Below are 22,333 nucleotides of genomic sequence, written 5' to 3' on the forward strand. Positions count from 1 at the left end.
CAATGCCCGCGATCACCCTGCCCGACGGTTCCGTCCGCGACTATCCGGGCCCCGTCACCGGCACCGAGATCGCCGCCTCCATCGGCCCCGGCCTCGCGAAGGCGGCGCTGGCGATGGAGGTCGACGGCAAGATGATGGACCTCTCCCGCACGCTCGATGCCGATGCGCGCCTCCGCTTCATCACCCGCCGCGATGCCGACTCCCTCGAGCTCATCCGCCACGACGCCGCCCATGTGATGGCCGAGGCGGTGCAGGCGCTCTACCCCGGCACCCAGGTCACCATCGGCCCCGCCATCGAGGGCGGCTTCTATTACGATTTCTTCCGCAACGAGCCCTTCACCCCGGACGACCTGCCGGCGATCGAGGCGAAGATGCGCGAGATCATCGCCGCCAACGCCCCCTTCACCCGCGAGGTCTGGGACCGCGACGAGGCGATCCGCTTCTTCGAAGCCCGCGGCGAGCGCTTCAAGGCCGAGCTGATCCGCGACCTGCCAGCCAGCGAGACCATCACCATCTACCGCCAGGGCGACTGGCTCGATCTCTGCCGCGGCCCGCACATGCGCGGCACCGGCGATATCGGCGGCGCCTTCAAGCTGACCAAGGTCGCCGGCGCCTACTGGCGCGGCGATCACCGCAACCCGATGCTCAGCCGCATCTACGGCACCGCCTGGCGTGACCAGAAGGAGCTGGATGCCCATCTGAAGCAGCTTGAGGAGGCCGAACGCCGCGACCACCGCAAGATCGGCCGGCAGATGGACCTCTTCCACATGCAGGAGGAAGCCGTCGGCAGCGTGTTCTGGCACGAGAAGGGCTGGCGCCTCTACCGCACGGTGGAAGCCTATATGCGCCGCCGCCAGGAGGAATTCGGCTATATCGAGGTCCGCACCCCCCAGCTGCTCGACCGCAAGCTCTGGGAAGCCTCCGGCCACTGGGACAATTACCGCAGCCACATGTTCATCGCCGAGGTCGAGGACGAGGACAAGGTCCTCGCCGTCAAGCCGATGAACTGCCCCTGCCACGTGCAGATCTTCAATCACGGCCTCCGCTCCTACCGCGAGCTGCCGCTGCGCATGGCCGAGTTCGGCGCCTGCCACCGCTACGAGCCCTCCGGCGCGCTGCACGGCATCATGCGCGTCCGCGCCTTCGCCCAGGACGACGCCCACATCTTCTGCACCGAAGACCAGATCGCCGACGAAACCGTCCGCTTCGTCGAGATGCTCCGCCGCGTCTACGCCGATTTCGGCTTCCCCGAATTCGCGGTGAAATTCGCCGACCGCCCGACCCCGCGCTCCGGGTCTGACGAGGTGTGGGACAAGGCCGAGGCCGCCCTGCGCTCGGCCTGCGAAACCGCCGGCGTCGAATTCACCGTCAATCCCGGCGAGGGCGCCTTCTACGGCCCGAAACTCGAATTCGTCCTCCGCGACGCGATCGGGCGGGACTGGCAGTGCGGCACGCTCCAGGTCGATTTCGTCCTCCCCGAGCGGCTCGACGCCTCCTACGTCACCGCCGAGTCCGGCCGCGCCCGCCCGGTCATGCTGCACCGCGCGATCGTGGGCAGTTTCGAGCGCTTCATCGGCATCCTGATCGAGAACTGCGCCGGCCGCTTCCCGCTCTGGCTCGCCCCCACCCAGGCGGCCGTGGCCAGCATCGTCACCGACGCCAACGACTATGCCGAGACGGTCGCCGCACGGCTCAAGGAAGCCGGCCTCGCCGTCGCCACCGACACCCGCAACGAAAAGATCAACGCCAAGGTGCGCGACCTCTCGCTCGCCCTGGTGCCGAACATCCTCGTCGTCGGCCGGCGCGAGGCCGAGCAGCAAACCGTCTCGATCCGCCGCCTCGGCTCCGACAAGCAGGACAGCATGACCCTCGACGAGGCCATCGCCACCCTCAAGGCAGAAGCCACCCCGCCCGACCTGCGCTGACACCCGACCCCTGAAATCCGCCGGATTTCAGGGTCGCGGCAGCCCCTGGCAAGGCCAGTACATCGGCCCGATGACTTGCGTCGGGCGATCCCCGTCCCGTGTGATGCGGAACACGCCGCGGCATCGACTCCTGTCTTATTCGATTGCCGCCCGTATCAAATTAGAATTATTGTCGAAAGATATCGACGTAGATCGCCGCCTGTTTGGCCATCTGCGTCAATCCGGACGGTCATCATCGCAAAACGGGTCGGTCACAGCCAGGAGGGTTCAGGGTCATGCCTTTCGCGTATACTGTCAGTGCCGCAGAAGACGCGGCGAAGAAGCGCCAGCTGAGCGCGGCAGTCGTCACCGAAATCATCGGCGATGCAAGCAAGTCGGCGTCGCACGCCGATGCCCACATGAAATCCGAGGATTTCTGGACGACGCAGCGCAGCGGCAAGGACGGCACGAAGATCGGCTCGACCGCAACGGTCGATGACCATCTCAAGAGCGAATACAAGAAGCGCGCGGAACATTCGATGTTCGATTCGCCGCTTTCCGCCGTGGAGGCGATCACTGGCGCGCTCAACACCGATATCGGCGCCCAGGCGCTGAATTCGCTCATGGGCCAGGACGACGGGATCGATCTCTATTCGCGAACCGCGGTCGAGACACTCGGCGGCACCCAGCAGTTCACCCGCGCCAACCCCACCAAGAAGGCGGCCGATCCGGCGTCGATGAACAAGGGCGATACCGAATACGTCGTGGTCTGCCTGCGCAAGACCAACAACTACCTCATGTTCGCCAGCGCCTATCCGGTGACGTCCACCGACACGACGAAACTCAATAACCCGGGCAAGGACTGGTACCAGAAGCAGTCCGACAAGTCGGTCATCAAGACTGCGGACAAGGTATCGCCGCCGGTCGTGCCCTGGTAGGCACGGCGGCCTGCGGCGTGAGCCGGGAACGGACCGGTTGAGTCCCAAGACCGCGGCGGACGCCTCTGTCCAGGGCGACACGGCTCTCCGTCACCGGCCTCCGCGCGGCGGAGCGTGGTGAGCAAAATTCTTGCCCACCCTGGCGCAGGTGTGTTCTTGTTCCGTTCATGGATGTCGCCCGCCGCTTCCGCGCCCTGATCGACACGCTGTGCGACGCCGTCGCCCGGCGCGGGGCTGCCGGCGCCTTCGGCCCCGGGAGCGGCGCCCTCACCATCCTGCTCTGGACCCGCCTGCGCCGCTACGCCACATTTTTGCTCCGCCTCTGCGATAACCAGGTTCCGGCCCCGCGTCCGCGTCCCGCGAGCCGCCGGCCACGCCGGCCGGTGGATCGCGCAAGGCTGGCCTTGCCGCGCCGCACCGCCTGGCTTCTCGCTCCGGTCCCCGAGGCCATCGCCGCCGCCGGCCAGCTCCGCGCCCTGCTCGCCGATCCCGAATTGCAGCGCCGCATCGGCGAGGAACCGCGCCTCGGCCGCATCCTCCGTCCGCTCTGCCGCTGCCTCGGCGTGAAACTCCCCGCGCCGCTCCGCCTCCCGCCGCGCGCAGGCAGCAGGAAGCGGACCAAGCCCGCCCCCGCAAGCAGCACGCATGCGGGAGGAGCAGAATCACGGCCGCTGGCGCGCCGGTTCCGCCCGCCCGCCGCCTGCGCGCCGCCGCGCCGGCGCAACCGCGCCCCGCCGCTCGTCCGGTCCCGATGATGATCCCGTCAGGCGCGCCCGCTCAGCCGAGCAGGGCGACCGCCCGCGCGCATTGCGCCGCCGCCTCGCGAATCGCGGGCAGGATGCGGCGCATCACCTCCTCATGCGACACCCGCGCCGCGTTGGTGGCGACATTCAGCGCCACCGCCTGCCGCTGCCCCTTGCCCGGCACCGCCACCGCGACCGAGCGCAGGCCGAATTCGAGTTCCTGGTCGTTCAGCGCGAACCCGTCCCGCCGCACCGTCGCCAGCCGTTCGAGCAGCCGGCCGACATCGGTGATGGTCGCGGGCGTGAACCCCTGCAACGGCGCCCGCCCGTACCGGGCGCGCACCTCGTCATCGCTCAGGGTGGCGAGCAGCGCCTGGCCCATCGAGGTCGCATGCGCCGGCAGCCTGGTGCCGACCCCGAGCGACAGCGCCATCAGCCGCTGCGGCGCCGCCGAGCGCGCGACGTACACGATGTCGGTCCCGTCCAGCACCGCCGCCGAGCTCGATTCGCCGAGCTCGCGGGTCAGCCCGGTCAGATAGGGTTCGATGAGTTCGGGAAAGCGCAGGCTGCCGAGATAGGCGTAACCGAGTTCCAGCACGCGCGGGGTGAGCGCGAACCACCGGTCGGTCTGCACGGCGTAGCCGAGATCGCACAGGGTGAGCAGGAACCGCCGCGCCGCCGAGCGCTGCAACCCGGTGACGCGGGCGGCGTCCGACAGGGTCATTTTCGGCCGGTCCGGCCCGAAGGCGCAGAGGATGGCAAGGCCGCGGGCGAAACTCTCGACATGGTCGCGCGGATTGGCCGGCGCGGCGGCCGGCGGGGCGGGCTGGATGGAATCGGCGGACAGGGACGACATTCGTGCGTTCTGCGCCCATCTGCCCCGCGCTTGCAAGATGGCGGACCGGCGCGCCGGGGAATCGCAAACATGCGTCTTGCGGAAAGCGTCCTTGCGGTTTCCCCCGCGCTTGTCCACAGGCTTATTCAGATTTCTGTGGACAACTCGCCGGAGATTGCCGAGGCGGCTGGCCGGTTTCGCCGGCCTGGACGGGCTCAGCCCTTGACCCTGGCACCGGTGCCGTCGGTCACGCTCACCTCGATCGGAATGCCGCGGGCGACCGAGGCGCCGACCGTGCAGAACTGTTCGAACTGGCCGAGAATCCGATCGAGATGCCCGATCGTCCCCGCCTCGGCGGCAAACCCGATCGCGACCTGGATCGCCTGCACCCGCAGCCGCCGGTTCTCGTCCCGGTCCACGGTGGCCCGCGCGGTGGTGGTGATCGCCCCGGGTGCCTCGCGGAACTTGGTCATCGCGAAATGAAAGCTGGAGGACATGCACGAGCCCACCGCCGCGAGCAGCAGCTGCACCGGCTCCGGCCCCGCCCCGCCGCCGAGCGGCGGCGGCTCGTCGGACACCAGCTTCGGCAGCCCGCCGCCGAATTCGGTCTCGAAGCGGAAATTCTCGATCTGACGCAGGACGATCTCGTGCGTGTCGGCCATCGGAGCCCCTCCTTCTGCTGCCGTGCAACATGCACGCAAGCGGCAGGCGCCGCCAGATGGCCGAAGGCGGGACCTGCTCAGAGCCCGAAATAGGCCTCGTGCACGGCGTCGCTCGCCTCGAGCTCGGCCCGCGTGCCGGAAAGCCGCACCCGCCCGCCATCGATCAGGTAGCCCCGGTCGGCCAGCGGCAGGAAGGCGACGTTCTGTTCGGCGATCAGCAGCGTCATCCCGCCGGTGATCGCGGTCTTCAGCACGTCGACCACCTGCTTGACGAAGACCGGCGCGAGGCCGGACGAGGGTTCGTCCATCAGCAGCAGCTTCGGCTCGGAGACCAGCACCTTGGCGATGCCGAGCATCTTGCGCTGCCCGCCGGACAGGCTGGAGGCGAGGTCGCGCCGCTTGCCGGCGAGGGCGGGAAACAGGTCGTAGAGCCGGGCGCTGCGCCGCCGCACCTCGGCGGCCGAGAGGAAATAGCCGCCGAGGCGGATGTTCTCCTCGATGGTCAGGCCGGGAAACACGCCGAGTTCGGACATGAAGGCGATGCCGCGGCGGATGCGCTGGTCCGGCGGCAGGGCGCCGACCGGCTCGCCATCGAAGGTGATCGTCCCGCCGGTGCAGGGCAGCAGGCCGATGATCGTGCGCAGCAGCGTGGTCTTGCCGGCGCTGTTGGCGCCGAGCAGGATCACCGTCTCGCCCGCGTTCACCGCGAGGTCGATGCCCCAGAGAACCTGCATCGGGCCATACCCGGACTCGACGCCCTTGAGTGCGAGAAGGGTCATGCCGTCAGCCTCCGATGAACGCGGCGACCACGTCCGGGTCCCGCGACGCCGCCTTGAGCGAACCCTCGAACAGCATCCGCCCCGCGCCCAGCACGATCACCCGGTCGGTGATGCGGTTGAGGAAATCGAGCAGATGCTCGACGACGATGAGCGCGATGCCCCGCGCGGCGAGCGATTTCAGCAGTTCGGCGATGCCCCCGAGCTCCGCCGGATTGAGCCCCGCGCCGATCTCGTCGATCAGCAGCAGGCGCGGATTGGTCGCCAGCGCGCGGCCGAGATCGAGCATCTTCTGCTGGTTGACGGTCAGCGCCCCGGCGATCGCGTCGGCCTGGTCGGCGAGCCCGATACCGGCGAGGATCTCGTCGATATCCACCGTGCCGCGCCCGGCGAAGGTCGCGGCGACCTCGATGTTCTCGCGCACCCGCATCGCGCGGAAGCATTTCGGCACCTGGAAGCTGCGGTTGATGCCGAGCCGGGCGATGCGGAACAGCGGCAGGCGCTGGATTTCCCGCCCCTCGAACAGGATGCGCCCGGCATCGGCCTGGTGCACCCCGGAGATGACGTTGATCGTTGTCGTCTTGCCGGAACCGTTGGGGCCGACCAGGCCGAGAATCTCGCCTTCGGATATCGAGAAACTCTGCCGGTCGAGCACGGTGAGCCCGCCGAAGCGCTTGCTCACCCCGTCCAGCCGGAGCAGCGGTTCAGAGGACATCGACATTTCTCCGGATCAGCAGCGACATCAGGCCGTTGGGCAGGAACAGCACCAGCAGCACGATCAGCAGCCCGTAGAGCAGTTCGAAATATTGCGGCGCGGAGACGCCGATCACCGCGTAGAACGCATAGAGCAGGGCCGCGCCGAGCAGCGGGCCGATCACCGTGCCCACCCCGCCGAACAGGGCGAAGACGATGGCGAAGACCGAAATCTGCAGGGTGAACACCGCGTCGGGGTAGAACACCGACAGGTTCCACGCATAGGCGCCGCCGACCAGCCCGGCGATGCCGGCCGAGGCCAGCCAGACGATGAGGCGCTCGCGCACGATGTTGACACCCGCGAGCCCCGCGCTGATCGGGTCCTGGTGCATCGCCCGCAGCCCGAGCCCGAATCGCGAGCGGCGGAAATACGCGGCAAGCCCGGTGGCGAGCAACAGGATCGCCAGCATCGTCGCGTAGCTCGCCGTGGGCGCGTAGACCTGCTCGATCTTCACGCCATAGGGCCCGCCGGTCACATGCTTGAGCGCCTCGTTCGCCACCACGTAGTAGATGATCTGCGAGGCGGCGAGATTGGCGATCGAGAAATACGCGCCGGACAGGCGCAGCAGCGGCCCGAGGATGAGCCCGACCACGACCGCCGCCAACCCGCCGCCAAGCACGCAGACCAGCACCGGCAGGCCGGTGAAGGTGACCAGCAGCGAGGTGGCATAGGCGCCGGTGCCGAAGAAGCCGACATAGCCGAACGGCAGATATCCGGTGAAGCCGTAGAGCAGGTTCAGCCCCTGGGCGAGCGCCATGAACGTCATCATGGTGAACAGCACGGACTGGTTGCCATAGACATGCGGCAGGACCAGGAAGGCGGCGGCGAGGATCGCCAGCACCGCGACGGGATAACGCATTGTACTGTTCCGCTTACGCACTGCGCACCGCCTTGCCGAGCAGGCCGGAGGGCCGGATCAGCACGATGATGAGGAGCAGCGCATAGGGCACGAGATTCGACCACGAGGCGTAGTAGGTCTGCATCAGCATCGTTCCCACGCCGAACACGAGGCCGCCGACCACGGTGCCGAGCGGATTGCCGAGCGAGCCGATGATGATGATGGCGAAGGATGTCGTGGTCAGCCCGTCGCCGATCGAGGGCGACACCGAGCCGACCATGTAGGGCACGAACACGCCGGCGATCCCGGCGAGCGAGAGGCCGATCATGAAGGCGATCGCCGACACCCTGTCGACATCGATGCCGGTTGCCCGCGCCTCGTCGCGGTCGGCCATGATGGCGCGCGTCGCGAAGCCGAGCCGCGTGCGCGTGAAATAGAGCCAGAGCCCGCCGATACAGATGACGCTGACCGCGGCGGCGACCCACCAGCTGTCCGGAAATTCCTGGCCGAACGCGCCGATATTCCCCGAGCCCAGCGCGTTACCGGGCAGCGAGCGCTGGTCCGCGCCGAAGATGAGGAGCATCACCGCCTCGATCATCTGGGCGATGCCGAAGAACAGGATGAAGGACAGCATCTCCGGGTCCTGGCTGCGCTGCAGGCGCGGCACCACGCCGTAATAGAGCGGATAGCCGATCAGGATCCCGCCGAGAATCGCCAGCGGAATGCCGAAGATCGGGTTGAGGTGAAGGTCATGCACCAGAAGCCACGCGCCGAACCCGCCCAGCATGATGAACTGGCCGTGGGCGAGATTGATCATCCGCATCACGCCGAAGACGAGATTGAGCCCGATGCCGACAAGGCTGAAGAAGATGCCGTAGAGAATGCCGCCGATCAGCGCGTATTCGAGAAGTGCCAACGGCGCGCCCTTTCTTGCAGGGAAGTTGGAAACCAGTGGTCCGGATCGACGAAAGATCCCGGCCCGTCACGGGCCGGGATCCTGCGGTTCCGGGGCGCCGGTCAGTGGTGCGGCGCGGGATAGACCGGCTTGCCGGTCGCCTTGTCCTGCGGATAGACCACGACGATCTTGTTGGTCTTGCCGGCGGGGACGAGCTGCGCCACCGGCAGCAATTCGCCGAGCTGGGCGCCGTTCGCGTTGATCTTGAACTGGCCGAGCACCGTCGTCGTCTTGCCGGACATGTCCATCAGCGCCTGATGGAAGGCGAGCTGGGTGAATTTCGGCGCGGTGCCGAGCATGTCCTGCATGATCAGCCCGGTATTGTAGCCGGCCGCATCGAGGAAGTTCGGCGCGTTATGCGTCGCCGCGGTGAACTCCTTCACGAAGGTCGCGGTGTTCGGGCCATAGGTGGTCTTGGCGAAGGAGACGAGCGGCGGCGTCGGATAGGTGTAGGTATAGGCGAGGGTTTTCGCGCCGACATTCTTCGTCATCAGGGCGAGAAGCTGGCCGGGGAAGATGGTGAACGTCATCTTGAAGTGCAGGCCGCTGCCGGCCAGCGTGTGCAGGAAGGCGATGTCGTTCGGCGGATAGCCGAACTCGATCACCGCATCCGGCCGGTGCGCCGCGATCGTGTGCAGCAGCACGGTGTAGTTGGATTCGCTGGTGGGCACGCCGTGATAATACACCGGCGTGACGCCGCCCTTCTTCAGCGTCGCCTTCAGCGTTTCCGCCTGCGAGGCATCGAAATCGTTCGAATCGTAGATGACGGCGACGCGCTTGATCTTGTGGTCGAGCAGGAAATGGCCGAGCGGCAGCGGCCACACCGTGGAGGCGGGAATGCTGACATCGGCGAGATAGTCGGTCTTCTTGGTGAAGAAGTTCGCCCCCGAGCCGGTCGGGTCGATCAGCAGCATGTGGTGCTCGGCGGCCAGCGGAATCGCGACCGAGGTGAGCACCGAGCCGAAATCGGCGACCAGCAGGTTCACGTGGTCCTGGGTGATGAGCTGGTTGTACAGCGTCGTCGCGGTCGCGGTCGAGCTCTGGTCGTCATAGGCGACGATCTTGACCGGGATCTTCTTGTCGAACGCCTTGACGAAGACGCCGCCGGACTTGTTGACCGTCTTCGCCCAGTATTCGAGCCCGTGATACTGCCCCTCGGACGCCACCGCGAAAGACCCGCTGCTCGCATAGAGCGTGCCGATCTTCAGGACCGACGGCGCCGTCGCGGCGGACGCCTGGCCGATGCCCGCCAGCGCCAGGCCCGAGGCCAGGACTCCCGCCGCGCAAAAACCCCAGGCGCGTCTGAATTGTGCCCGCATGGTTGCTCCCCTTGATGCAATGAGCCAGTCACGGCCAATTGTTGAAATTTGACCGACCGATATGACCACAGAAGCCGGACGGTCAATACTCGCAACCAATAAACCTTGCCTATCCGGTTGTTACCCACACCCACTAAATGTAGGGTGTGTCCATTCCCCGGAATAAAGCTCGTCAAAGGTTGGTGCGGCTGCCCTACCCGCGATTCCGAGCAGCGAGCGGAACGCGTTGAAGGGATAGAGGCGCCGGTTGAACCGAAACGTGAATTCATTGAGGTAGGCTTGTAGATGTTTGGCGCTGACCCCGTGATGGATGCCGTTGATCCAGGTCTTCAGGTTGGTAAAGACCAAGTGGACGATCGGCAGGAATTCTTCTGCCACCTCCGGGTCGCCGCATTCGGCGATTGCATGGTGGTCGAACCCGCGCCTTCCGAGACCGGCATAGCCGCTCCAGTCGTCGGTAACGATCAGCGATCCGGGAGCAACGGCGTTTTCGACGAATCCGCAGAGCGAATTGGCGCTACGGTCGGGGACAACAGCGAGACGAACGCGTCCCGCGTAGCGACCGTCTTTCCGATTGTCGAGCTTGGTTCCCGGTTTCCGGTGGCGCACCTCCACGGCACAGGCGACGAGAACCTTGTGATGGACACCCCGTCCATCGCCTCGGGTTCGTCCTCCAACCCACGTTTCATCCACTTCGACGTGTTCTTGCGGCGTGTCGCCAATCTTGTCGCGCTCGGGGCGCACCATCCCGGCGCGCAGCTTATGAAGGATGCCGAAGGCGGTCTCGTAGCGCGACAGGCCGAGTTGCCGCTGAAATTGGACGGCCGACATTCCGGGCGTCTGGCTGGCGATCAAGTAAGCCGCCCAGAACCAAGTCGACAGCGGCGTGTGACTGCGTTCCATAACGGTCCCAGCCATCAGGCTTACGTCTTTGCGACAGGCCCGGCAGCGCAGAACGCCCGGGCGCGCCTCGAAACGGAACGGCTCGCCAACGACGCCGCACCTTGGGCAGGCGAACCCTCCATTCCAGCGGGCGCTTTCGAGATAGGCGGCACAGGCCGCGTCGTTCGGGAAAATACGCTGGAATTCCGGCAGAGACTGCGGGAACGGCAGGTCTTCACGGGCCAGGACATCCATGCCCAACACTAGATCTAGTAGGTATGGGAGTCAACCGGATAGGCAAGCAATAAACAAGCCGTGATTGCCGATTTTCGCCCCGGGGATGAAATACCGATCGAACTCGATCCATGACTGCAACGATTCTGCGCGGACGACGCGATTATTTGCCGGCGCGGCGGATGCCGCCACCCTTGCCGAATGTCCGTCCGGGCGGCATACGACATTCGTCACCGGTCCCGCGCGAGCGGGTGAAAAGGGAACATCGTGCGCTTCGGCCGGGCTTCATTGTCCCGGAAGCAAGTCGATGGCTGCCCCCGCAACTGTCAGCGGCGAGCCGGTGGTCCGTCCGCCCGCAAGGGCGAGCCACTGAACCGGGAGCGGTTCGGGAAGGCAGGGCCACCAGCGTCGAGCCGTGAGCCAGGAGACCTGCCGGTGTCGCACCAACCTTGCTGCCGGGCGGGGTGCACCGGAAGCCGGAGCCGACCCATGACTGCACGCATCAGCGGCAGCGCCTGCCGCGCGCGTCCTCTCGTTTCCCCCTCATCGCGCCGTTCGCGGTCCCACGCCCGCCGGGGAGGCCGCGCATGAGCATCGCGACCAGTCTCGGCTTTCCCCGCATCGGCCGCCGGCGGGAGCTGAAATCGGCCCTCGAGGCGCACTGGGCGGGCGAGCTGTCCGAAGCCGGCCTGCAGGAGGCGGCGCGCCTGCTGCGCGCGGAGTCCCATTCGCTGCAGCAGGGGCTGGGCATCGGCCACATCCCCTCGAACGATTTCGCGCTTTACGACCATGTGCTGGATACCGCCTGCATGGTCGGCGCGATTCCGCCGGGCTATGGCTGGCGCGGCGGCGAGGTGACGCTGCCGACCTATTTCGCCCTCGCGCGCGGCACCGGCGGCGGCGATGCCGCGGCCGGCCTGCCCGCGCTCGAAATGACCAAGTGGTTCGACACCAACTATCACTATCTCGTCCCCCGGCTCGCGGCGGGGCAGCATTTCGCGGTCACCGCCAACCGTCCGCTCGCGCTGTTCCGCGAGGCGCTGGCCCGCCACCGCCGCACCCGGCCGGTGCTGCTCGGCCCGGTGTCGTTCCTGCTGCTCGCCAAGACCGATGACGGGTCCGATCCGCTCGACCTGCTCGACCGCCTGCTGCCCTGCTATGCGCAGGTGCTGGCGGAGCTGGCCGCCGAGGGCTGCGCCTGGGTGCAGATGGACGAGCCGGTTCTCGCCCTCGACCTCGCGCCGAAGGCGCGGGCGGCGCTGCGCCACGCCTATGAGACCCTCGCCCGCGGGGCGACGCCGCGCCTGCTGCTCGCCAGCTATTTCGCGCCGATCGCGGACAACCTGCCGACCGCGCTGGCCCTGCCGGTCGCCGGCCTGCATCTCGACCTGGTGCGCGGCCGGGACGATCTCGCGCCGGTCCTCGCCGCGATCGGCCCGGCGACATGGCTCTCGCTCGGGCTGGTCGACGGGCGGAATGTCTGGCGGGCGGACCTGCGCGCCGCCCTCGCCACCGCGCGCGAGGCGGCGCGCGCGCTCGGCGGCAGCGAGCGGCTGATGATCGCGCCGAGCTGCAGCCTGCTGCACGTGCCGGTCGACCTCGCGCAGGAGGACCGGCTCGATCCGGCGATCCGCCCGTGGCTCGCCTTCGCCACCCAGAAGCTCGCCGAGGTCGCGACCATCGCCCGCGGCCTCGACGAGGGGGAGGGCGCGATCGCCGAGGCGCTGGAGGCCTCTGACGCCGCACTCCGCACCCGCCGCGACAGCGCGCGGGTCCACCGGACCGACGTCGCCGCCCGGCTGCTGGGCGCGACACCGGAGATGGAACGCCGCCCCGCCCCGCACGCCGCGCGGCGCGCGCGGCAGCGGCAGCGCCTGCCCCTGCCCGCCTTTCCGACCACGACGATCGGCTCGCTGCCGCAGACCTCGGGCGTGCGCCGGACCCGGGCGGCGCTCGCGCGCGGCGAGATCGGCGCCGCCGAATACGACGAAGCGATCGCGACCTGGACCGAGGACGCGATCCGCCTGCAGGAGCGGATCGGGCTCGACGTGCTGGTGCACGGCGAGTTCGAGCGCAACGACATGGTCAAGTATTTCGGCGAGCAGCTCGACGGTTTCGCCTTCACCCGGCATGGCTGGGTGCAGTCCTATGGCAGCCGCTGCGTGGCGCCGCCGATCATCTGGGGCGATGTCGCGCGGCCCCGGCCGATGACGGTGCGCTGGGCGCGCCATGCCCAGTCGCTCACCGCCCGGCCGGTGAAGGGGATGCTGACCGGGCCGGTGACGATGCTGCAATGGTCCTTCGTGCGCGACGACCTGCCGCGCGAGACGGTCTGCCGGCAGATCGCGCTGGCGCTGCGCGACGAGGTGGCCGACCTCGAGGCCGCCGGCCTCGCCATCATCCAGGTGGACGAGCCGGCCTTCCGCGAGGGGCTGCCGCTGCGCACCGCCGACCGCGAGGCCTATCTGCGCTGGGCGGTGTCCTGCTTCCGCCTCGCCACCGCCGTGGTGCGCGACGACACGGCGATCCACACCCATATGTGCTACGCCGAATTCCAGGACATCATGCCGGCCATCGCCACGATGGATGCGGACGCGATCTCGATCGAGACCGCCCGCAGCCGGATGGAACTGCTGGAGGCCTTCGCCGGCCACGGCCCCTCCGCCTACCCGGCCGAGATCGGCCCCGGCGTGTGGGACATCCACAGCCCGCGAATCCCGCCCGAGGAGGAAATCCTCGCCCTGCTCCGCCTCGCCCGGCGGAAGCTGGCGGACGACCAGCTCTGGGTGAACCCGGATTGCGGGCTGAAGACCCGCAACTGGCGCGAGGTGATTCCGGCGCTGGAGAACCTGGTCGGCGCCGCGCGGCGGCTGCGGGCGGAGGCGATCCCGGCCTGATCCCGCCCGCCGGCCGGATGCGCGCCATCCGGCCGGCACCGCGCGGGGCGGCGTTTGCGGCGCGGCCGATCGCGGATACACCGGCATCGGCCGCAACCCGCCGCCGGAGCCCGTTCCGCATGCCGATCGCCGCATCCCCCGCCGCAGCCCAGCGCCGCGTCATCGTGCTGACGGGGATCCTGTTCGTCTCCTACCTGACCGTCGCGATGGCGCTGCCGACCGTGCCGATCGAGGTGCACGACCGGCTCGGGCTCGACAATGCGCTCGGCGGGCTCGCCGTCGGCCTGCCGTTCCTGACTACGCTGCTGACCCGCGCGCAGGCCGGCCGCCTGGCGGACGAGCGGGGCGGGCGGCGCTGCATGCTGCGCGGCCTCGGCGTCTACACCGTGGCGAGCGCGATCTGCATGGCCGCCGCCGTGCCGGCCGCGCCGCATCTCCGCTTCGCCGTGCTGCTCGCCGGGCGGGCGCTGCTCGGCGTCGGGGAAAGCCAGGTCGCGGTCGGCATGATCGGCTGGGGCATCGGGCTGATGGGCCATGCCCGCTCGGGCAAGGTGATCGCGCTGGTCGGCGCGGGGATGTATGGCGCGCTCGCGGTCGGCGGGCCGCTCGGCCTCGCGCTGTTCCGCGCGCTCGGCTTTGCCGGGCTGATGGCAACCTGCACCCTCCTGTCGGTGCTGGGCGCCGCCATCGCGTTCCGCTTTCCCGACGCGCCGCCGACGCCGGGACAGCGGCAGCCGCTCTGGCGGGTGGTGCGGCGCATCGCGCTGCCGGGTGCCGCGGTCGGGTTGCAGGGGATCGGCTTCGCCGCGCTCGGCGCCTTCATGTCGCTCGACTTCCTGAGCAAGGGCTGGCCGGGCGCCGGGCTCGGGCTGACCTGTTTCGGAATCGGCTTCGTGTTGATGCGCCTCGCCTTCGGCGACCTGCCGGACCGGGTCGGCGGCACCGCGGTGGCGGCGGGGTCGCTGCTGGTCGAAGCCACGGGACAATATCTGATCTGGCTTGCGCCCGAGGCATGGGTCGCGCTGCTCGGCGCCCTGCTGACCGGGCTCGGCTGCTCGATGGTGTTCCCCTCGATGGGCAAGGAAGCGATCCGCCGGGTGGAGCCGCATCTGCGCGGCACGGCGATCGGCGGATTCGCCGCGTTCCAGGACCTGGCCTATGGCGCGACGGGCCCGGTCGTCGGCCTGCTGGCCGACCGCACCGGCTATGCCAGCGTGTTCCTGATCGGCGGGATCGCGGCCACGCTCGGCTTCGGCGCGGCGCTGCTGGCCCATCGCGGCGCGCGCGGCGCGGCGGGCTGATCGCCCGCCCGCCCATCGGCCGGCGCGGCGTGGCCCTTGCGTCGATCCTTGCTAGATTCCAGAACCGGAGGCGGCGCCGCGCCCTGCGGCGCCGGCAGGCGAGGAGACCCACGATGACCAAGACGCGCAAGACACCCGAGGAGTTGCGCAGCCACCGCTGGTTCGGCGCGTCCGACCTGCGCAGCTTCGGCCATCGCTCGCGGATCAAGCAGCTCGGCCACGCGCCCGAGGATTACGCCGGCAAGCCGGTCATCGCCATCGTCAACACCTGGAGCGGCCTCGCCCATTGCCACGGGCATTTTCCCGCCCGCGTCGAGGCGATCCGCCGCGGCGTGCTGCAGGCGGGCGGCTTTCCAGTCGAGATTCCGGTGATGGCGCTGCCGGAGAATTTCGTGAAGCCGACGACGATGCTCTATCGCAACCTGCTCGCGATGGAGGTCGAGGAAAGCCTGCGCTCGCTGCCGGTGGACGGCGCGGTGCTGATGGGCGGCTGCGACAAGACCACGCCGGCCACCATCATGGGCGCGATCAGCGCCGGCCTGCCGGCGATCTTCATGCCCGCCGGGCCGATGCTGCGCGGCGACTGGGGCGGGCGCATCCTCGGCTCGGGCTCGGATGTCTGGAAATACTGGGACGAGAAGCGCGCCGGCAACATTTCCGAAGCGCAATGGGAAGACATGGAATCCGGCATCGCCCGCTCGGATGGCGTGTGCATGACGATGGGCACGGCGATGACGATGACCTCGCTCGCCGAGGTGCTCGGCCTCACCCTGCCGGGGGCGACCTCGATCCCGGCGCCGGATTCGCGCCATGCCCGCATGGCGGCGGCGACCGGGCGGCGGATCGTCGAGATGGTCTGGGACGACGTCACTCCCGCCGACCTGCTGAGCCAGGCGAGCTTCGAGAACGCGATCGTCGCCAGCGCGGCGCTGGCCGGCTCGACCAACGCGATCATCCACCTGATCGCGATGGCCCGCCGCGCCGGGATCGAGCTCGATCTCGACCGGTTCGACGCGCTCTCCGCCGGCGTGCCGGTGCTCGCCAACATCCGCCCCTCCGGCCAATACCTGATGGAGGATTTCTACTACGCCGGCGGCCTGCCGGCCTTCCTCACCCGCATCGCCGACCGGCTCGACCTCGCGACCCGCACGGTGAACGGCATGACGCTCGGCGATAACATCGCCGGAGCGACCGTGTGGAACGACGACGTGATCCGTCCGCTGGACAATCCGGTCTCCCGCGCCGAGGGGCTCGCGGTGCTGCGCGGCAATCTCGCTCCCGGCGGCTGCGTGATGAAACCCTCCGCCGCGGAGCCGCGCCTGCTCAAGCATGAAGGCCCAGCGCTGGTGTTCGACGATTACGACGCGATGGCGAAAGCCGTCGCCGATCCCGATCTCGACGTCACCGCCGATCATGTGCTGGTGCTGCGCAATGCCGGGCCGCAGGGCGGGCCGGGCATGCCGGAATGGGGGATGCTGCCGATCCCGGTGAAGCTGCTCCGCCAGGGCGTGCGCGACATGCTGCGGATTTCCGACGCGCGGATGAGCGGCACCAGCTACGGCGCCTGCGTGCTGCATGTCGCCCCGGAATCCTTCGTCGGCGGACCGCTCGCGCTGATCCGCACCGGCGATGTCATCGCCATCGACGTCGCGGCGCGGCGGATCGACGTGCGGTTGTCCGATGAGGAACTCGCCCGGCGCCGCGCGGCGTGGACGACGCCGCCGCCGCGCTTCCCGCGCGGCTATGGCGCGATCTTCGCCGCCCATATCGGCCAGGCCGATACCGGCTGCGATTTCGACGTGCTGGCCCGGCCGGGGACGATCGCGGAGCCGGAAATCCACTGACATCTGGTTAGCACGGCCGGGTTTCACGGTACCGCATCTTGCGCCCGCCCTGTCGGGACCGAACATAAGGGGCAACCCTATTGACGTTCTTCGAAGGACATTCCGCATGACACGCATCCTCCGCCAGCCGGAAGGGCTGGATCGCGCGCTGGCCACCGGGCGCTTCGCGATCGGCCAGCCGGTGTCGCGTAGCGAAGACCCGGTGCTGCTGCGCGGCGAGGGGCGCTATACCGACGATCTCGACCGGCCGGGCCAGCTCTACGGCGTCGTGGTGCGCAGCGGGGTCGCGCATGGCATTCTGCGCGGCGTCGATACCGCAGCCGCCACGGCGATGCCGGGCGTTGCCGCGATCATCACCGGCGCCGACATCGCGGCGTCGGGCTTCGGCCCGATGCCGGCGGCCGCGAGCCGCAACCGCGACGGGTCGGACACGCCAAGGCCCCGGCAATTCGCGCTGGCGACCGACCGCGTCAGGTATGTCGGCGACCCGATCGCCTTCGTCGTCGCCGAAACGCTCCAGCAGGCGCGCGACGCCGCCGAGGCGGTGCTGGCCGAGATCGACGCGCTGCCGGCGGTGACCGACGCGCGCGACGCCGCCACCCCCGGCGCGCCGCAACTGCACGACGAGGCGCCGGGCAATCTCGTGCTCGACTATCATTTCGGCGATGCCGAGGCCGTCGCCGCCGCCTTCGCCCGGGCCGCGCATGTCACCCGGCTGAGCCTGCGCAGCAGCCGCGTGATCGTCAGCCCGATGGAGCCTCGTGCTGCGATCGGCGAGTTCGACCCGGCGGAGGGCTACGTGCTGCGGCTCGGCTGCCAGGGGGCGGTCAACATGCGGGGGCTGCTCTGCACCGTGCTCGGCGTGCCGAAGGAGCAGGTCCGGGTGCTGGCCGGCCATGTCGGCGGCTCGTTCGGCATGAAGGCCTCGTGCTATCCCGAATATGTCTGCGCCCTGCTCGCCGCCAGGCAACTCGGCCGGCCGGTGAAGTGGACCGACGAGCGCTCCGGCAGCTTCCTCTCCGACAGCCATGGCCGCGACCATGAGATGCTGGCCGAACTGGCCCTCGACGCCGAGGGCAATTTCCTCGCGACCAGGCTGACCGGGTTTGCCAATCTCGGCGCCTATCTCTCCAACGTGGTGCTGCTGCCGGCGACGCTGAACGCGGTGAAGAACTTCGTCGGCGTCTACCGCACCCCGCTGATGGAGGTTTCCAGCCGCAGCGTCTTCACCAACACCACCCCGGTCGGCGCCTATCGCGGCGCGGGGCGGCCGGAAGGCAATTACTACATGGAGCGGCTGGTCGAGACCGCCGCGCGCGAGATGGGGCTCGATCCGCTGGCGCTGCGCCGGCGCAACCTGATCCGCCCGGAGGCGATCCCGCATCGCGCGCCCTCGGGCCTGACCTATGACAGCGGCGATTTCCCCGCGACCCTCGACCGCGCGCTGGCCGCGGCGGACTGGGACGGGTTCGCGGCACGGCGGGCGGAGAGCGAAGCGCGCGGGCGGATCCGCGGGCGCGGGATCGGGCACTATCTGGAAGTGACGGCGGATGCGAGCCCCGAGATGGGCGGCATCCGCTTCGATGCCGATGGCGGGGTGACGATCGTCACCGGCACGCTCGATTACGGCCAGGGCCACGCGACCCCCTTCGCCCAGGTTCTGCACGGCAAGCTCGGCATTCCCTTCGAGCGCATCCGGCTGGTGCAGGGCGATTCCAGCCAGCTCCTCGCCGGCGGCGGCACCGGCGGCTCGCGCTCGATCATGCAGAGCGGCGCCGCCATCATCGAGGCCGGCGACCTCGTGATCGAAAAGGGCCGCCGCGCCGCCGCCCATCTGCTCGAAGCCGGCGAGGCCGACATCGAATTCGCCAACGGGCGCTTCAGTGTCGCCGGCACCGATCTCGGGATCGACATCATGGACCTCGCCGAACGGCTGCGCACCGCCGGCACCCTGCCCGAGGGTGTGCCCGCCACGCTCGATGTCGGCCATGTCACGCGCGGCGTGCCCTCGGCCTTCCCCAATGGCTGCCACATCGCCGAGGTCGAGCTCGATCCCGAAACCGGGGTGATCGAGGTCGTCGCCTATCACACGGTCAACGATTTCGGCGTGCTGGTGAACCCGATGCTGGTCGCCGGCCAGGTGCATGGCGGTGTGGCGCAGGGGATCGGCCAGGCGCTGCACGAGCTGGTCGCCTATGACGAGGCCGGCCAGCTGCTGACCGGCTCGTTCATGGACTATGCGCTGCCGCGGGCGGACGCGGTGCCGGGGATCGGCTTCGCCAGCCACCCGGCGCCGGCGCGGACCAACCCGCTCGGCGTCAAGGGCTGCGGCGAGGCTGGCTGCGCCGGCAGCCTGCCGGCGGTGATGAACGCGGTGGCCGATGCGCTGTCCGGCTTCGGCATCGCGCATATCGACATACCGGCCACCCCGCGCCGTGTGTGGGAGGCGATCCAGGCGGCGAAGATCCGGCCGGGTGGATGATGCTCCGGTTATCAATATGATGGAGCGCTACATCCGATCCGACAGGATCGGAAAGTGCTCTAGCGCCGGTAGGTTTTAGCCAGCCTGACCGGGTCGCGCCCGGCCAGAAACAGCGCCAGGCGGATGAGGTTTCCCGCGGCCCGGCGGAACCAGCCGTCGCGCTGGTAGGTCCGGGCGCTGGTGCCGATCACGAGATCCATCGGGGCGAGGCGGCGGCCGAGGCGGCGGGCCAGCGCGACATCCTCCATCAGCTTCAGGTCGGGCACGCCATCCAGCGCCGCGAGCAGGCGCGCATGGATCAGCAGGGACTGGTCGCCATAGGGCAGGCGAAAGACGCGGCACCGCCATCCCGCGAGGCGCTCGACGATCCGCGCGCGAATATCGCCCGACGCGAAGCGCAGCCTTCCATAATAGGCCCGCGCGGGGTCGGCCCGGGCGAGCGTGTCGCGGAGAGATTCCGCCCAGCCCGGCGGCAGTTCGCTGTCGGCGTGCAGGAGCCAGATCCAGCCGTCGGCGATCCGTTCGGCCCCGCGGCGAAGCTGGCCGCCGCGACCGGGCCGGCCCGTGACGACTTCGGCGCCATGACGCCGCGCGATGGACACGGTGTCATCCACGCTGCCGCCATCCGAGACGACGATGCGCGCGACGAGCGCCGGCGCCCCGGCCAGGACGGCCAGCAGGGCGCCAATGCGATGCCCCTCGTCGAGGGTCGGGATCACGACCGTGACGTGGGCGTCGGCCTGTAAGCATGCGTCCCGGCCGATCGGACTCTTTCTCCTGCCTGCGCGATTCGGTTGCGACATGCCGCAGCATAGCGCGTCCGGCGGGACAGGCGAGCGGGCCCGACAAAAAGGGCCCCGGATGACTCCGGGGCCCAGTTGGGAACAGGGAATTCAACGTCTGGGAGAAACGTTCATCCGGTTGATACAGGAGACGCGTGTGCTCCCGATATGACCTAGATCAAACCGCGTCATTTATTTGCATGAGACAACGAACCCGCCCGGCGGACGGCGTCAGCTCCTGCGCGTCAGGACGGTCTGGATCAGGACGGCCATCAGCAGGAAGAGGCCGGAGGCGAGGTTCTGGTAATACGAGCTGAGATTGCCGATCTGGTCGATCACGTTCTCGATGACGCCGAGCAGCAGCACGCCCGAGAGGGCGCCGGCCATGGTGCCGACGCCGCCGGTCAGCAGCACCCCGCCGATGACGGCGGCGGCGATCGAGCGCAGTTCGTCGCCCTGCCCCGCCGTCGACAGGCCGGAGGAGAGATGCGCGCCCAGCAGCGCGCCGGCGAGGCCCGCCAGCGTGCCCGACAGCACGTAAGTCGCGACCTTGACGGTGGCGACCGGGACACCGAGCATCCGCGCCGCCTCCTCGTTGCCGCCGATCGCGAACACGGCGACGCCGAAGCGCGACCGGTTCAGCACCAGCGCCGCCAGCGCGAAGCCGGCGAGCAGGATCCAGATCAGGTTGCCGACCCCGAGCAACGTGCCGTTGGCGATCTGGCCGAACAGGCCGGGGTGGACGATGACCATGCTGCTCCTGGCCAGGACGAGGTCGAGGCCGCGCACGCCGAGCAGGGCGGCGAGCGTGACGATGAACGGCGCCATGCCGGCGCGGGCGATCAGCAGCCCGTCGATCAGCCCGACCGCCGCGCCCGCCAGGCAGGGCACCAGCAGGGCGGGCACCCAGCCATAGGGCACCGCATAGGCCGCCAGCACCGAGCCGAGGCCGATGACCGAGCCGACCGACAGGTCGAACCCGCCGAGAATGATCACGAAGGTCTGGCCGATCGTCACCAGGCCGACGAAGCTCGCCGCGACGCCGATATTCTCGAAATTGTTGACCGTCGCAAAATACGGGAAGACCGCGCTGGCGATGACCGCGGCGATGGCGAGGACCACGATGGCGCCGCGCGACCGGATCAGCGCGATGATCCGCGCGCGGCGTTCGGTGTCCGGTGCCGCGATGCCCGCACCGGCGGCTGGCGCGCCGCTCATCCGCCGGCCCGCTGCAGGTACAGCGCGGCGACGATGAAGGCCGCCTTGAGGATCTGCGCGTAGCTGAAATTGATGTCGTTCATGATGAAGCTCGCTCCCAGGACCTGCAGCAGCAGGACGCCGAAGACGCCGCCGGCGATCGAGACCCGGCCGCCGGAGAGCGGCGTGCCGCCGATCACGGCCGCGGCGATCGCGTCAAGCTCGAAATTCAGCCCGATATAGTTGGGATCCGCCGCGCCGAGCCGGGCGGCGGCGAACAGGCCGGCAAGCCCCGCAAGCAGGCCGCTCGCCGCATAGACGGCGAACAGCGTCCGCCGCACCTTGATGCCGGCGATCACCGCCGCCGCCTGGTTGGCGCCGATGAAGACGAGGCTGCGCCCGAAGACGGTGGTGCGCACGACGAGGGCGACCGTGGCGGCCAGCGCGAGGGCGATGATCGCGACCATCGGCACCAGCGACACGGCGCCGATGCCGAGCCAGTCGAACACCCCGCCCGTGGGCAGCGACACGCGCGATCCATCGAGCAGCGCCTCGGCCAGGCCGCGGGCGGTGACCAGCAGCGCCAGGCTCGAGATCAGCGGATTGATGTCGAGGAAGGCGATGAGCGCGCCGTTCAGCAGGCCCACCGCGAGGCCGGTGCCCAGCGCCGCGACGACGGAAACACCCGCGCCGCCCGGCAGCGCCAGGGCCATCACCGATGCGGCGAGCGCCATCGACGAGCCGACCGACAGGTCGATCCCCCGCGTGCCGATCGCCAGGCTCTGCCCGAGCGTGATGAGGATGATCGGCGCGGCCTGGAACAGCAGGTTGCGGATCACGATCGGGTTGCGGAACCCCGGCGTGAAGATCAGGTCGACGATCACCAGCAGGGCGAAGGCGATGTAGACGCTCTGCGCGCGCAGCATCGCCGCCGGCGTGTCGTGGCCGGCGCGCGCCGCAAGCCCGGCAAGGCGGGACGGCCTGTTCATG

18 protein-coding genes and 1 riboswitch are annotated in these 22,333 nt (G+C 69.2%); of the genes, 7 read left to right on the plus strand and 11 right to left on the minus strand.

The genetic code is table 11. The features are described 5' to 3' along the window. Positions 1 to 2: 2 nt before the first annotated feature. The 3 genes from thrS (at position 3) to ACRY_RS13490 (ending at position 3,597) form a co-directional block, all read left to right on the plus strand. Positions 3 to 1,925, plus strand: a complete 1,923-nt coding sequence (gene thrS / locus ACRY_RS13480; protein WP_012039871.1) for a threonine--tRNA ligase — start codon at positions 3 to 5, stop codon at positions 1,923 to 1,925. Positions 1,926 to 2,200: 275 nt separating this feature from the next. Continuing rightward, the gene (locus ACRY_RS13485) at positions 2,201 to 2,842 is read left to right on the plus strand and encodes a hypothetical protein (RefSeq protein ID WP_012039872.1); all 642 of its coding nucleotides are present in this window, start codon (positions 2,201 to 2,203) and stop codon (positions 2,840 to 2,842) included. Positions 2,843 to 3,009: 167 nt separating this feature from the next. Continuing rightward, a complete protein-coding gene (locus ACRY_RS13490) occupies positions 3,010 to 3,597 on the plus strand; it encodes a hypothetical protein (protein WP_012039873.1) in 588 nt (195 codons plus the stop codon). A 22-nt stretch (positions 3,598 to 3,619) separates the two neighbouring features. Here the strand turns inward: ACRY_RS13490 and ACRY_RS13495 are convergent, their stop codons facing one another. From ACRY_RS13495 to ACRY_RS13530, 8 genes are all read right to left on the minus strand, one after another. Then, entirely contained in the window at positions 3,620 to 4,441 is an 822-nt protein-coding gene (locus ACRY_RS13495; RefSeq protein ID WP_007422453.1) for an IclR family transcriptional regulator domain-containing protein, read from the minus strand. A gap of 194 nt (positions 4,442 to 4,635) precedes the next feature. Then, complete coding sequence (locus ACRY_RS13500) at positions 4,636 to 5,082, minus strand: OsmC family protein (RefSeq protein WP_007422452.1); 447 nt, start codon at positions 5,080 to 5,082, stop codon at positions 4,636 to 4,638. Between the two features lie 77 nt (positions 5,083 to 5,159). After that, positions 5,160 to 5,861, minus strand: coding sequence for an ABC transporter ATP-binding protein (locus tag ACRY_RS13505; RefSeq protein ID WP_012039875.1), 702 nt, complete (start codon positions 5,859 to 5,861; stop codon positions 5,160 to 5,162). A 4-nt stretch (positions 5,862 to 5,865) separates the two neighbouring features. Beyond that, on the minus strand, positions 5,866 to 6,573 hold the full coding sequence (locus tag ACRY_RS13510) for an ABC transporter ATP-binding protein (RefSeq protein WP_012039876.1): 708 nt from the start codon (positions 6,571 to 6,573) through the stop codon (positions 5,866 to 5,868). After that, positions 6,563 to 7,471 carry a branched-chain amino acid ABC transporter permease gene (locus ACRY_RS13515; protein ID WP_007422456.1) on the minus strand — a complete coding sequence of 303 codons (909 nt, stop codon included), beginning with the start codon at positions 7,469 to 7,471 and terminating at the stop codon, positions 6,563 to 6,565. Before ACRY_RS13515 ends, ACRY_RS13510 begins: the two co-directional genes overlap by 11 nt. A 13-nt stretch (positions 7,472 to 7,484) precedes the next feature. Continuing rightward, positions 7,485 to 8,366, minus strand: coding sequence for a branched-chain amino acid ABC transporter permease (locus tag ACRY_RS13520; RefSeq protein WP_007422457.1), 882 nt, complete (start codon positions 8,364 to 8,366; stop codon positions 7,485 to 7,487). A 101-nt stretch (positions 8,367 to 8,467) separates the two neighbouring features. Further along, positions 8,468 to 9,724: an ABC transporter substrate-binding protein gene (locus ACRY_RS13525; RefSeq protein WP_007422458.1), complete on the minus strand. Its 1,257-nt coding sequence runs from the start codon at positions 9,722 to 9,724 to the stop codon at positions 8,468 to 8,470. A gap of 120 nt (positions 9,725 to 9,844) precedes the next feature. Then, a complete protein-coding gene (locus tag ACRY_RS13530; RefSeq protein ID WP_007421341.1) occupies positions 9,845 to 10,861 on the minus strand; it encodes an IS1595-like element ISAcr1 family transposase in 1,017 nt (338 codons plus the stop codon). A 196-nt stretch (positions 10,862 to 11,057) separates the two neighbouring features. Further along, positions 11,058 to 11,292, plus strand: a riboswitch (cobalamin riboswitch). Between the two features lie 135 nt (positions 11,293 to 11,427). Here ACRY_RS13530 and metE point away from each other — a divergent pair. From metE to ACRY_RS13550, 4 genes are all read left to right on the plus strand, one after another. Then, positions 11,428 to 13,737, plus strand: coding sequence for a 5-methyltetrahydropteroyltriglutamate--homocysteine S-methyltransferase (metE, locus tag ACRY_RS13535; RefSeq protein WP_012039878.1), 2,310 nt, complete (start codon positions 11,428 to 11,430; stop codon positions 13,735 to 13,737). A gap of 119 nt (positions 13,738 to 13,856) precedes the next feature. Then, complete coding sequence (locus tag ACRY_RS13540; RefSeq protein WP_012039879.1) at positions 13,857 to 15,038, plus strand: MFS transporter; 1,182 nt, start codon at positions 13,857 to 13,859, stop codon at positions 15,036 to 15,038. A gap of 113 nt (positions 15,039 to 15,151) precedes the next feature. Next, a complete protein-coding gene (gene araD, locus ACRY_RS13545) occupies positions 15,152 to 16,882 on the plus strand; it encodes an L-arabinonate dehydratase (protein WP_012039880.1) in 1,731 nt (576 codons plus the stop codon). Between the two features lie 106 nt (positions 16,883 to 16,988). Beyond that, on the plus strand, positions 16,989 to 19,364 hold the full coding sequence (locus ACRY_RS13550; protein ID WP_012039881.1) for a xanthine dehydrogenase family protein molybdopterin-binding subunit: 2,376 nt from the start codon (positions 16,989 to 16,991) through the stop codon (positions 19,362 to 19,364). Positions 19,365 to 19,423: 59 nt separating this feature from the next. On the opposite strand, the gene ACRY_RS13555 is transcribed toward ACRY_RS13550, so the two are convergent. The 3 genes from ACRY_RS13555 to ACRY_RS13565 form a co-directional block, all read right to left on the minus strand. Continuing rightward, positions 19,424 to 20,083, minus strand: coding sequence for a glycosyltransferase (locus ACRY_RS13555; RefSeq protein ID WP_043509184.1), 660 nt, complete (start codon positions 20,081 to 20,083; stop codon positions 19,424 to 19,426). Between the two features lie 294 nt (positions 20,084 to 20,377). Further along, positions 20,378 to 21,364 carry an ABC transporter permease gene (locus tag ACRY_RS13560; RefSeq protein WP_012039883.1) on the minus strand — a complete coding sequence of 329 codons (987 nt, stop codon included), beginning with the start codon at positions 21,362 to 21,364 and terminating at the stop codon, positions 20,378 to 20,380. Beyond that, a complete protein-coding gene (locus ACRY_RS13565) occupies positions 21,361 to 22,332 on the minus strand; it encodes an ABC transporter permease (protein WP_007421931.1) in 972 nt (323 codons plus the stop codon). Before ACRY_RS13565 ends, ACRY_RS13560 begins: the two co-directional genes overlap by 4 nt. Between the last annotated feature and the right edge of the window lies 1 nt (position 22,333).

The organism is Acidiphilium cryptum JF-5, from assembly GCF_000016725.1.
Taxonomy (GTDB): domain Bacteria; phylum Pseudomonadota; class Alphaproteobacteria; order Acetobacterales; family Acetobacteraceae; genus Acidiphilium; species Acidiphilium multivorum.